This is a genomic window from Nocardioides sp. Soil_C_8 (genome assembly GCF_057656315.1).
Genome location: NZ_JBDGKQ010000004.1, coordinates 283,808 through 295,847 on the forward strand (window position 1 = coordinate 283,808; position 12,040 = coordinate 295,847).

Sequence of the window (12,040 nt, forward strand, 5' to 3'; positions counted from 1 at the left end):
GCGTATCGAGTCACCACTCGACGGGCAGGCGCGACGGGGTGCCATTGGTGGGCTCGACGCCGTAGCGGCCCAGGACGTAGCCCATGATCCGGGAGAACACCGGACCGGCGATGGAACCGCCACCGCCGTCGACCTTCGGGGCGTGGACCACGACGTAGACGGTGAAGCGCGCGTCGTCGGCCGGGGCGAAGCCGCCGAAGGACACCGAGGTGCTGCCGTCGTAGCCGGTGCCGTCGCTGGCGACCCGCTGCGCGGTGCCGGTCTTGCCCGCGACGAGGTAGCCGGGCACCTGCGCCGCGGGCGCCACGCCGTCCTCGGGGTCGACCACCTTCTCCATCATGCGCGCGGTCGCGCGGGCGGCCTTCTTGCTGACGACCCGCGTGCGGGTGGCGACGTCGGTGCCGACGGTGACCCCGTCGTCGGTGACCGCGGAGCCGGCGATCAGGCTCGGCGACACCCGGACGCCGCCGTTGGCCACCGTGTTGACGGCCGCGGCCATCTGGGCGACGTTGACCGAGAGGGACTGGCCGAAGGCGACGCGGTCCTTGGTCTGCGAGCTCATCGCCTCACCGGGCGTGAGGATGCCGGGGGTCTCGCCGCGCACGCCGATGTCGGTCCGCTGGCCGAGGCCGAACTTCTGCAGGTAGGTCACCAGCTCGAGCGGGGAGAACGCGTCCGCGGCGAGCACGGTGCCGATGTTGGAGGACTTGGCGATGATGCCGGCCAGCGTGAGCCGGATGTTCCCGTGGTCGAACCAGTCACCGATCACCCGGTCCTGCCGGGCGAGGTTCGGCGGGACCTTGAAGCGCTGGCGCGGGAACGCCTTGCCGGCGTCGATGAGCGAGGCGGCGGTGAGCACCTTCTCCACCGAGCCCGGCTCGTAGGTGTCGCTCATCGCGCGCGAGCCGAGGTCGTCCTCGTCCGCCTCCGTCGGCGCGTTGGCGTCGAAGGTCGGCACGTCGGCCAGGGCGAGGAGCTCGCCGGTGCGCGTGTCCATGACCACCGCGGCCCCGCTCTCCGCGCGGTATTGGCGCACGGCCTGCGCGAGCACCTTCTGGGTGAACCACTGGAGGTCGCGGTCGATGGTCGTGCGCAGCGGCGCGCCGTCCTGCGCGGCCTTGAGCGTGCTCTCGCGCAGCGGGATCCGCACGCCCTTGCCGGAGTTGGACTGCCAGGTCGCCTCGCCGTCGACACCGGCCAGCTGCTTGTCGAAGGTGCGCTCGAAGCCGCCGAGCGGCTCGTCGGTGCCCATGTAGCCGAGCAGGTTGGCGGCGACGTCGCCGGAGGGGTACGAGCGGATCGGGTCGTCCTGGAGGCTGATGCCGGTGAACCCGGCCTCGTCGAGCTCCGCGAGGGTGTCGCCGGCAAGGGTGCTCGGCACCCGTCGGGCGACGTACTCGTAGCGACTTCCCTCCTTGCGTCCGCGCAGTGCGGTGAGGGTCTTGAAGTAGTCGATCGAGAGCCGGTCGGAGAGCAGCCGGGCGAGCTCGGGCGCGCGGTCGGCCGTCAGGTCGGGGTCGGCGATGACCATCTTGCCCTTGACCGAGTCGGCGAGGGGTACGCCGTTGCGGTCGAGGATGTCGCCCCGCTCGGCCACGAGCGGCAGACGCACCGCGCCCTCGGCGGCTGCGCGGACCGCGTAGGAGCGCGGATCGACGCCCTGGAGCTGCACGAGCCGGGCACCGAAGAAGGACAGGACGATCGCGATGAGGACGAACCCGATGCGCAGTCGCAGCATCGGCGCGCCGCGCGAGGCGCCACGCCTGGTGCGGGTGCTCGGCACTTGTCTCCCTCGTTTCCCGGTCGGATCCCGACTGGATCCGGCCTGCTCGACAATCTAGGTCCGTGGCGCCGCCGAACGGCGCGACCGCGCCGTCAGCGGTTGCGGTTCTTCCGCGGCTTGGCGTTCGCCGCCCCGGGGTCCGTCGTGGCCTGCTCCTCGACGGTCGGCGCGGCGGGCACCTCGACGTAGGTCGGTTCGGGCGCGAGGATCGCCGGCTTGATCGGGGCCGGCGGCAGCAGCTGGATGGCGTTCTCCCGGGTGGCGGGCGTGCGCTCGCCGGTGGTCTTCCCGGTCTCGAGGTCGAGGAACACCGGGGCCGACGGGATCACCATGCCCATCGCCTGCGCCTCGGTCGCCACGCGCTGCGGGTTGCGGAGCTCGTCGAGCTCCATCCGCAGCGTCTGCTCGCGGGCGGCCAGGGTGTCGGCCTCGGACTCGAGCGCGGAGGCGGTGAACGACGCCTGCTGCATCGAGGTGTTGAAGAGGAGCAGCCCCACGATGCCACCGACGAGGACGAGGCTCACCAGCGTCATGAACGGAACCCGGGGGGCACGGGTCCGCACCCGCGGCACCACGGTGAGTCGGGCCTTGTCGACCGCCTCCTGGGCGATCCTGGTGACCCGGGTCCTGGGCTGGAGGGCGGGACTGCTCATCGGGCGACTCCTGGGGAAGAGGGAGAGGACGCGGACGGAAGGACGCGCTCGACGGCGCGCAGGCGGACGGAGGCTGCTCGGGGGTTCTCGGCGATCTCGTGCTCGTCGGCCTGCTCGGCCCCGCGGGTGACGAGCCGCAGGGCCGGCTCGGCGCCGTCCGGCACGAACGGCAGGTCCGGGGGCACGTCGAGCCGGGTGGCATCGGCGAAGGCGCGCTTGACGAGACGGTCCTCGAGCGAGTGGTAGGACTCCACCACCACGCGGCCGCCGACGCCGATGGCCTCGATCGACGCCGGGATGGCACGTCGGAGCACGGCGAGCTCGTCGTTGACGGCCATGCGCAGCGCCTGGAAGGTGCGCTTGGCCGGGTGGCCACCCGTACGCCGTGCCGGGGCGGGGATCGTCGCGTAGAGCAGCTCGACGAGGTCGGCGCTCGTGGTGAAGGGAGTCGCCTCGCGCCGGCGGACGACCTCGCGGGCGATCCTGCTGGCGAACTTCTCCTCGCCGTACTCCCGGAGGATGCGGGTCAGCTCCTGGGCCGTGGCCGTGTTGAGCAGGTCGGCCGCGGTGCGGCCGGTCGTCGGGTCCATCCGCATGTCGAGCGGCGCGTCCTCGGCGTAGGCGAAGCCACGGTCGCGGACGTCGAGCTGCATCGAGGAGACCCCGAGGTCGAAGAAGACGGCGTCGACGTGGTCGAGCCCGAGCGAGCCGATCACCTCCGGCAGCTCGTCGTACACCGCGTGCACGGCGGTGAAGCGGTCACCGTGGGCCGCGAGCCGCTCGGTCGACATCTGTAGGGCGGTGGGGTCGCGGTCGATGCCGATGACCCGGGCGTTCGGGAGGCGCTCCAGGACCGCCTCGCTGTGGCCGCCGAGGCCGAGCGTGCAGTCCACGTAGACCGAGCCGGGTGCCTCGAGCGCAGGCGCCAGCAGGGCGACGACCCGGTCGAGGAGCACCGGGGCGTGGCGAGGAGTGGTCATCGGCTCAGCCCTGGGAGCCCAGGTGGGTCAGCAGGAGCAGGGCCAGCGCCAGGCCGCACGCCGTGGCGGCCGAGAACGCGATCAGGGCAGCCGCCTCGCGCGCCTGGTCGCGCACCCGCAGCGGCGGTGCCGCTGCCGTGCGTCCCACGGGCTGGGTGGTGCTCATGGTCTCGACCCCACTGGTGTGCTGCGGATGTGCTGGCTGGGTGCTGCTGGCTGGTGCTGCTGGGTGCTGCTGGGTGCTGCTGGGTTCTTCTGGGTTCTTCTGGGTTGGCGGTGCGGCTGACACTCCCCGCCGTGTGGCACGGGGCGAGCCGCCGCACCAGGTCCCTGCCCGCTCCCCTGCGAAGGGGAAAAGCCCTCTGGTGCCGGGGAAGTGCCCCAGATGGCCACGCGAGGAGCGGGCTCGAGACCTGGTGATACGGGTCGCGATGTCAGCTGTGGAGTTGTCGGTGCTGCTGCGCCTGGTCCTGCGGGTGGTGCTGGCTCAGATGCCGGGGAAGACCTCGTCGCTCAGCTCGGAGAACTTCTGCTCCTGCTCCTCGGAGTAGGTCGCCCAGGCGGTCGGGTCCCAGATCTCGATCCGGTTCATCGACCCGATGACCACGCACTCCTTGCGGAGCGAGGCGTACTCCCGCAGGGGTGCGGGGATGTTGATGCGTCCCTGCTTGTCCGGCACCTCCTGGCTGGCGGCGGCGAACAGCATGCGGACGTAGTCACGGGTGTTCTTCTGCGTGACCGGTGCCTCGCGGAGCCGGTCGGTGAGCTTCTCGAAGTCGGCCATGGACCAGACGGTGAGGCAGCGCTCCTGACCCCTGGTCACCACGAGTCCCTCCGTCAGCTCGTCCCTGAACTTCGCCGGGAGGAAGAGCCGGCCCTTCTCGTCGAGCTTGGGCGTGTAGGTGCCGAAGAACATCCGGCACCTCCCCTGCTCGGCGGGCAGATCGACCCTGTCCCCCACTTCGCCCCACAGTACTCCACTTCACTCCACCGTCAACCAGAACGAGCGTGTTTCACGCACGAATTTCGAGCGCGCCGCGGGATCGCTCCACCGCCCGCGTCGGTCCCGGGCGCGCCGATCCACGCTCGCGACGAGCGTGATCCACGCTCAGGAGGGCCTGGGTGGAGCGCCGGTGGGGAGGATCGACCACGGGCTGTGGAGCTAAGTGGGGGAAGGCGGGTCCCCCGGGTGGGGGACGCCCACCGCGGGGAGCCGCAGGCGCCGCGTCGGGCAGGTATGTTGCGCGCACCACATACCGTGGTGACGAGCACGGACGAGGGGACGGACAACGTGACGACGACTGGCGTATCCGGGCAGGCGCCCGACCTGGACACCGTGCGGCGGGTCACCGGCGCCGTACGCCAGAACATCGAGCGGGTCATCGCGGGCAAGCCCGACGTCGTCAACGCCGCCCTGGTCGTCCTGCTGGCCGAGGGTCACCTGCTCATCGAGGACGTGCCCGGCGTCGGGAAGACCCAGCTCAGCAAGGCGCTGGCCCGGAGCATCGACTCGTCCGTGCGCCGCATCCAGTTCACCCCGGACCTGCTGCCGTCGGACGTCACCGGCGTCTCGATCTTCAACCAGAACACCCGCGAGTTCGAGTTCCGCCCCGGCGGCGTCTTCGCGAACATCGTCGTCGGCGACGAGATCAACCGCGCGTCCCCGAAGACGCAGTCGGCGCTGCTCGAGTGCATGGAGGAGCGCCAGGTCACCGTCGACAACGCGACCTACCAGCTCGAGAAGCCGTTCATGGTCATCGCGACCCAGAACCCCATCGAGATGGAGGGCACCTACGCCCTGCCGGAGGCCCAGCGCGACCGCTTCATGGCGCGTGTCTCGGTGGGCTACCCAGTGGAGTCGGCGGAGATCGCGATGCTCGAGGGGCACACCGCCCACAACCCGCTCGACGACCTCGAGCCGGTCACCGACGCGGGCGAGATCCGCAAGGTCATCGAGATCGTCGGCCGGGTGCACGTGTCGTCCGCCGTGCAGCGCTACGCCGTCGCCCTCACCACCGCGACCCGCGCCAGCAACGACCTGCACCTCGGCGCGTCACCGCGGGCGACGCTCCACCTCGTGCGGGCGGCCAAGGCGGTCGCCGCCACGCAGGGACGTGACTACGTCCTCCCGGACGACCTCCTCGGCATCACGTCGCCCGTCCTCGCCCACCGGCTGCTCCCCAACGTCGAGGCGACGATGAGCGGACGCACCACCGCCGCGATCCTCGCCGGGATCGTGGAGTCGGTCCCCGTCCCCTCGGCGCCCGACTCCACGTCGCCACGTGGCAGCCGTGCGTGAGGCACTCGCAGCGCTGACCGTCCGCGGACGGGCGTTCCTCGCGGCCGGGATCACCACTGTCGTGGCCGCGATCGTGGTCGGGCACTCCTCCGTGGTGCGCATCGGCGTGCTGGTCGCCGTGCTGCCACTGCTCACCGCCTGGTGGGTCGGGCGCTCCCGCTACCGCCTCTCGCTGGTGCGCACGGTCTCGCCCCAGCTCGTCGTCGCCGGCCAACCCGCGACCGTGGAGCTCACGGTCTCCAACGAGTCGCGCACGCCCACGGGCGTGCTGCTGCTGGAGGAGCGCCTGCCCTACGTCCTCGGCACCCGCCCACGCTTCGTCCTGGAGGGCCTAGGCCACGGGTGGCGCCGCCACGCGACCTACCAGGTGCGCTCGGAGCTGCGGGGGCAGTTCGACATCGGCCCGATGTCGGTACGGGTGACCGACCCGTTCGGCTTCGTCGAGCTCGGTCGCACCTTCCACGCCACGACCCGCCTCACGGTCACGCCGCGCACCACTCCCCTGCCCAGCATCCCGCTCGGCGGGGCGTGGACCGGGTCAGGCGACAACCGGCCGCGCGCGTTCGCCACCGGCAGCGCCGAGGACGTGACCGTCCGTGAGTACCGCCGCGGGGACGACCTGCGGCGCGTCCACTGGCGCAGCTCGGCCCGCGTCGGCGAGCTGATGGTGCGCCGCGAGGAGCAGCCGTGGCAGTCCCGCGCGACCGTGTTCCTCGACAACCGGGCGCTGGCCCACCGCGGCCAGGGCGCCGCCAGCTCGCTGGAGGGCGCGGTGTCCGCTGCCGCGTCGATCGCCATCCACCTCGCGCACCACGGTTACACCGTCCGTCTCCTCACCGCCTCCGGCGACAGCCGCGAGACCGAGTGGCATTCCCACACCGCCGAGGCCAGCACGATCCCGCTGCTGGAGGCGCTCGCCGTGGTCCAGCTCGACAGCTCTCCCACGCCCGACACGCAGTGGTTGGCCGAGCCGGGGCACGGCGGTCTGACGATCGGCATCTTCGGCGGACTGGGCGAGACCGACCTGCCGTTCCTGCGCCGCCTGCAGCACCACGCGTCGTCGAGCCTCGCGATCGCGCTCGACGTGGACGCGTGGGCTCCCCACCTGCCGGCCCAGCCCGGCATCGGTGCGGCCGCCCACCTCACCTCGACCGGTTGGCGCTCGATCACCCTCGGCCCGCGCGACCGCCTCGACACTGCGTGGCAGGAGCTCGGCCTGATGCAGAGCCGAGCCACCGCGTCGGCAGGAGCCGCCCGATGAGGTCGTCCTGGAGCACGCTGCCCCACCAGCTGCGCATCGCCGGCGTCGCGCTGCTCGCGGCCTGGGCGACCGTGCTGTCGTGGCGCGTGCTGACCGAGGGCTTCGGCGAGGTCGCGATCCCCCTGCTCCTCATCGGTGTGGTCGTCTGCGGCGCGGGAGCGGTGGCGCGGTGGGGCCGCGTCCCGGCGCTCGCGATCGTCGCCGGCCAGCTCGTCCTCGGCGCCCTGCTCGTGCTGGGCACCACGACCGGGTCGCCCGTCCCGACCCCGGCCAACGTCGACGCCTTCACGGCCGCACTGACAGACGCGTTGGAGACCTCGCGCGCCTACGCAGCTCCCGTGCAGTCCGGCGTCCCGCCCGTCCACCCCCTGCTGCTCATCGGCGGCGCCCTCGTCGTGCTGCTGGTCGACGTGATCGCCTGCACGCTCCGCCGCGCCCCCGTGGCCGGCCTCGTGCTGCTCGCCGCCTACACCCTCCCCGTCGCGGTCACCGGCAACTCCGTCTCGTGGTGGCTCTTCGCCGTGGTCGCGGGCCTCTTCCTCACCCTGGTCTTCATCCAGCACAGCGACCACGTCACCAGCTGGGGCCGTGCACCCGAGGGCGAGAAGGGCTCGTTCTCGGTCCGCACCGGGGCGATCGGCAACACCGCCCTCGCGCTCGGCGCGACCGCGATCGCGCTCGCGGTCGTCGTACCCGTCGCCGTTCCCACGATGAGCATGAGCGTCTTCGACGGCAACGGGCCCGGCACCCGCGAGGTCGAGGTGCAGGACCCCATGGTCGACCTCCGCCGCGACCTGCGCCGCGGCGAGGACGTCCCGCTCCTGTGGGTCACGACGCTCGGACCGAAGCCGACCTACCTTCGCATCTCGGTCCTGTCCCGCTTCAGCGGGTCGCAGTGGACGCCGGGCGATCGCGAGATCCCCGAGTCCCAGTCCGCGACGGGGGCGCTGCCCGCGCTCGACGGCGTCGGCGTCGACGTGCCCCGTCGGGAGTTCAAGTACGACGTGCGCGTCGGGCCCGACTTCGCCTCGACGTGGCTGCCCACCGCCGAGCAGACGACGCGGATCGCCGCCGGCAACGACTGGCGCTACGACCTCGACACCCGCGACGTGATCGCGGCCCGCGAGGGGGTCACGACGGCCGACAGCACCTACGACTTCACCGGCGTGCAGCTCACCTACGACGCCGACCGGATGAACTCCGCGGTGTCCGGCGCCGGGTCGGTGGCCGGGATCTTCACCGAGGTGCCCAGCACGCTCAACAACGAGATCCGGCGGCTCGCGGCGAGCATCACCGCGACCGCCCCCACGCGCTTCCAGAAGGCGCAGGTGCTGCAGCAGTGGTTCCGCGAGGACGGCGGCTTCCGCTACGACCTCAGCGAGGTCCCGTCCGCGGGCGACGGCAGCGCCGACCTCCTCGCGTTCCTCAACGACCGGGTCGGCTACTGCGAGCAGTTCGCCGCGTCGATGGCGATCATGGCGCGCATCATCGGCATCCCGAGCCGGGTGGCGGTCGGCTTTCTCGAGCCCGAGCGCGCCACCAACGGCTCGTGGGAGTTCTCCTCGCGCGACCTGCACGCGTGGCCCGAGCTCTACTTCCCGGGCTCGGGCTGGGTGCGCTTCGAGCCCACGCCCCAGACGCGCACCAGCCAGCCGCCCGACTACACCGAGGCCCAGTTCGCCGAGGTGCCCGAGACACCGACCCCGAGCGCCGCGCGTCCCACCGAGGACCTGCCGCAGCGCGGTGCGGAGGCCGACGCGGCCACGACCACCGACGACAGCAGCGCCTCCTCGATCCCGTGGGTGCCGATCCTCGCCGGCGTCCTCGCCCTGGCGCTGGTGACCCTCCTGCTGCTGACCCCGCGCCTGGTCCGCGCGGCTCGGCGCCGGCGCCGCCTCGACGGCGACGTCGAGGACCTGTGGCTCGAGCTGCGCGACATGGCGGTCGACCTTGGCCACGCCTGGCCCGCGGGCCGCTCACCCCGGCGCGCCGGCGAGTGGCTCGGCCACCTGCTCGCGACTCCCGTCCACGACGGGTCGCGACCCGACCGCCCGCGCCGAGGTCGCGACCAGGCCCCGGAGGCGGCGTACGCCCTCGACCGACTCGTCGCGGTCCTCGAGCGCAGCCGCTACGCCCGCGACCCGGAGAGCTTCGCTGCCAGCGACCTCGCCGACGACCTCGCCCTGGTGGAGGAGTCCCTCAGCGCCGGGGTGACCGCGCGGGACGAGCGCCGCGCCCAGTGGTGGCCCGCGTCCGTCGTGGGACGACGGCGGTCGTGGCGCCCCCGCACCCGCGCCGGCCGCGCCGCGACCGCGACGCCGGACCACGAGACCACCCGGACGGTCGACGAGCTGGTCGGCTGACCCGCCCGGCCCCCGGCCGGACACGACCGGTCCTCCACTGCGTACGACGTCATGGCAGGCGGTCGTCCCGGCGACCGGCGCCCATGACGTCTGCGAAGGTGGGCGGACGCACGAACGCCCGGTCCGAGGACCGGGCGATGGGGTGCGATCAGGCTGCGATCAGGTCAGAGGCCGCGCTCGCGTCGACGGCGCCACCGCTCCTCCATGCGCTCCATGAAGGGGCTCCCGGAGCGCTGGCGGCCGGGGCGGTGCTGACGACCGCCGTCGACGACGCCGAAGCCGGTCCGGCCGGAGGCACGCACCTTGGGCGTCGCCCGGCCGGGGCTGCGCGCGGACGTGAGGGCCAGGATCGCGCCGGCGAGCATCACGACGAAGCCGAGGACACCGGTGATGGTCTGGAGGACGGCGGTGAGGTCGAGCAGCACGGCGACGATCAGGAGGCCGATGCCGACGAGGAGGATCGCCCCGCCCAGGACCATCCGGCGACGTGCGGCGCGCTGGAAGGAGGTGCCGCGCAAGGTCGAGGCGAGCTTGGGGTCCTCTTCGACGAGGGCGCGCTCCATCTGCTCGAGCATTCGAAGTTCTTCTTCGGAGAGCTCCACGTTTCCTCCTCACCTCTGGTCCAAGTCTAGGCACCCGCCACCACCTACGGTAGGCGTCCCCGGAAAATTCACCCCCGCGCAGGGGGTGGACCTCAGACCAGGCTCGCCGGACGGACGGCCGCGGCTCCGAACCGCCGGGTCGCGCGGTCCACCGCGCGGTCGGCCTCGGCCCACCCGTGCTCGGGCTCGCCGAGCACCAGCTGCCGGTGGACGGTCGCCCGCGGCACGAGCCCCTCCACGCGTACGCCGACCAGCCGCAGGCGTGCCCGCTGGAGCCCGAGCGCGTCGTAGAGGCGCGTCGCCGTGCGGTGCACCTCGACGGTGACGTCGGTGGCCTCCGGCATCGTGCGGGAGCGGGTGATCGTGGTGAAGTCGGCGAAGCGCACCTTCAGCGTGATCGTGCGACCCGCGACCCCGGCCGCGCGCATGCGCCCGGCCACCCGGGCCGAGAGGCGCAGCAGCTCGCGCACGATCACGTCGCGGTCGTCGGTGTCGCGTGCGAAGGTCTCGTCGGCTCCCATCGACCGCTCCGGCTCGTGCGGTCCGGCCGTCGGCGTCAGGTCGCTGCGGTCGGTGCCCCAGGCCAGGTGGTGGAGCTGGCGACCGAGGTGGTCACCGACCGCGCGCTGGAGGGTCTGGAGGGGAGTGTGGGCGACGTCGCCGACCGTGAGCAGGCCGAAGCGGTGCAGGAGCGCCTGCGTCTTCTCCCCCACGCCGTAGAGCTCGCCGACGTCGAGGGGGTGCAGGAACGACGTGACCTCGCTCGGCGGCACGACCACCACACCGTCGGGCTTGGCGCGTCGGCTCGCCACCTTCGCCACCGAGACCGACGCCGCCACCCCGACCGAGCAGGTGATGCCCTGCTCGTCGTGGATGGTCGCCCGCAGCCGCTCGGCGATCTCGCCGGGGTCGCCGAGACGTCGGGTCGCCCCTCGCACGTCGAGGAACGCCTCGTCGAGCGACATGGCCTCGACCACGGGAGTGACGTCGCGGAAGGTCTCCATCACCGAGGCGGAGACGCTGGTGAACGTCGAGTAGTCGGGCGGCAGCACCACGACGTGCGGGCAGAGCCGGCGGGCGCGGGTCATCGGCAACGCCGACCGGATGCCGTAGCGCCGGGCGACGTAGTTGGCGGCGAGCACGACGCCCCGACCGCTGCCGCCCACCACGACCGGCTGGTCGACCAGGTCCGGGCGCTCGCGGAGCGCGACGGAGGCGTAGAACGCGTCCATGTCGACGTGGAGCAGCGGGGTATCGGTCACCGCACGCCCCCGTCGGGGCGGGGGTCAGCGCCGCGCGATGACGTGGAGCTGGGTGGCGAGAGGGAGGTACTCCGGGCGGGTGGCCACTGCCTTCTCGAGCTCGACGAGCGCCGCTGTCGCGCCGGGCTCGAGGTCGAGGAGGCTGCCGGGCACCAGGTCGGCGAAGACCCGGACGGCGTGGACCGACTCGGCGTGCAGGGCAGCACCGTCGAGGAGGTCGACGACCTCGTCGTGGGTGAAGCGGCGCCCCCCGCGCCCGATCGGACCGCTGGGGCCGTCGGCCGGGCCGGACGATCCGTGGGGCGGGTCGTCGAGGAGCTCGCGGGCAGCCTGGAAGTGACCGGCCATGGCGCGCGCCACCACCGCCGCGTGGCGCTGGGCGACCAGCAGGCTGAGGTGGCCGCCCGAGCGCAGCACGTCGGCGATCGAGGCGAGGGAGGTCGCCGGGTCGTCGACCATCTCGAGGACGCCGTGGCAGAGGACCAGGTCGGCCTCGTCGGCCAGGTCGGGCAGGTCGGAGAGGTCGCCCTGCTGGCCCGTGACGCGGTCGGCGACGCCGGCCTCGCGGGCGCGCCGGTCGAGGGAGGCGAGGGCGTCGGGGCTGGGGTCGATGACCTGGACGGTGTGCCCCAGCTCGGCGAGCGGGACGGCGAACCCGCCGGTGCCCCCGCCGATGTCGACGATGCGGGCCTGCCGCCCGTCGGCCGTGTCGCCGGACCCCAGGAGGCGGCGTACGCCCTCCCAGACCACACCGGTGCGGACGGACTGGCGGCGCTCGCTGGCAGAGGAGCTCGCGGTCGGCTGGGCCATGGGCGCCACCCTAGTGGCTCGGTGAGT

11 protein-coding genes are annotated in these 12,040 nt (G+C 72.9%); 3 read left to right on the forward strand and 8 right to left on the reverse strand.

All coding sequences use genetic code 11. The features are described 5' to 3' along the window. Positions 1-10 precede the first annotated feature (10 nt). From AC3A3L_RS18375 to mraZ, 5 genes are all read right to left on the reverse strand, one after another. On the reverse strand, positions 11-1,783 hold the full coding sequence (locus AC3A3L_RS18375) for a peptidoglycan D,D-transpeptidase FtsI family protein (protein WP_487641486.1): 1,773 nt from the start codon (positions 1,781-1,783) through the stop codon (positions 11-13). A gap of 92 nt (positions 1,784-1,875) precedes the next feature. Next, entirely contained in the window at positions 1,876-2,436 is a 561-nt protein-coding gene (ftsL, locus tag AC3A3L_RS18380; RefSeq protein WP_487641487.1) for a cell division protein FtsL, read from the reverse strand. Next, on the reverse strand, positions 2,433-3,416 hold the full coding sequence (gene rsmH / locus AC3A3L_RS18385) for a 16S rRNA (cytosine(1402)-N(4))-methyltransferase RsmH (protein WP_487641488.1): 984 nt from the start codon (positions 3,414-3,416) through the stop codon (positions 2,433-2,435). The genes ftsL and rsmH overlap by 4 nt, the downstream gene beginning before the upstream one ends. 4 nt (positions 3,417-3,420) lie before the next feature. Continuing rightward, the gene (locus AC3A3L_RS18390; RefSeq protein ID WP_268112445.1) at positions 3,421-3,582 is read right to left on the reverse strand and encodes a hypothetical protein; all 162 of its coding nucleotides are present in this window, start codon (positions 3,580-3,582) and stop codon (positions 3,421-3,423) included. Positions 3,583-3,903: 321 nt separating this feature from the next. Beyond that, complete coding sequence (mraZ, locus tag AC3A3L_RS18395) at positions 3,904-4,332, reverse strand: division/cell wall cluster transcriptional repressor MraZ (RefSeq protein WP_268112446.1); 429 nt, start codon at positions 4,330-4,332, stop codon at positions 3,904-3,906. Between the two features lie 375 nt (positions 4,333-4,707). Between mraZ and AC3A3L_RS18400 the strand changes: the two genes are divergently transcribed. Genes AC3A3L_RS18400 through AC3A3L_RS18410 form a run of 3 tightly spaced genes read left to right on the forward strand, consistent with a single transcriptional unit; the run spans position 4,708 to position 9,339 of the window. Next, positions 4,708-5,715 carry an AAA family ATPase gene (locus AC3A3L_RS18400; protein WP_487641489.1) on the forward strand — a complete coding sequence of 336 codons (1,008 nt, stop codon included), beginning with the start codon at positions 4,708-4,710 and terminating at the stop codon, positions 5,713-5,715. Further along, positions 5,708-6,976 (forward strand): DUF58 domain-containing protein, encoded by a 1,269-nt coding sequence (locus tag AC3A3L_RS18405; RefSeq protein WP_487641490.1) that lies wholly within the window; start codon positions 5,708-5,710, stop codon positions 6,974-6,976. The genes AC3A3L_RS18400 and AC3A3L_RS18405 overlap by 8 nt, the downstream gene beginning before the upstream one ends. Continuing rightward, the gene (locus AC3A3L_RS18410) at positions 6,973-9,339 is read left to right on the forward strand and encodes a transglutaminase TgpA family protein (RefSeq protein ID WP_487641491.1); all 2,367 of its coding nucleotides are present in this window, start codon (positions 6,973-6,975) and stop codon (positions 9,337-9,339) included. The genes AC3A3L_RS18405 and AC3A3L_RS18410 overlap by 4 nt, the downstream gene beginning before the upstream one ends. A gap of 164 nt (positions 9,340-9,503) precedes the next feature. On the opposite strand, the gene AC3A3L_RS18415 is transcribed toward AC3A3L_RS18410, so the two are convergent. From AC3A3L_RS18415 to AC3A3L_RS18425, 3 genes are all read right to left on the reverse strand, one after another. Further along, the gene (locus tag AC3A3L_RS18415) at positions 9,504-9,941 is read right to left on the reverse strand and encodes a DUF3040 domain-containing protein (RefSeq protein ID WP_487641492.1); all 438 of its coding nucleotides are present in this window, start codon (positions 9,939-9,941) and stop codon (positions 9,504-9,506) included. Between the two features lie 92 nt (positions 9,942-10,033). Then, entirely contained in the window at positions 10,034-11,203 is a 1,170-nt protein-coding gene (dinB, locus tag AC3A3L_RS18420) for a DNA polymerase IV (protein WP_487641493.1), read from the reverse strand. A 24-nt stretch (positions 11,204-11,227) separates the two neighbouring features. Then, positions 11,228-12,013, reverse strand: coding sequence for a methyltransferase domain-containing protein (locus tag AC3A3L_RS18425; protein WP_487641494.1), 786 nt, complete (start codon positions 12,011-12,013; stop codon positions 11,228-11,230). Positions 12,014-12,040: the final 27 nt, after the last annotated feature.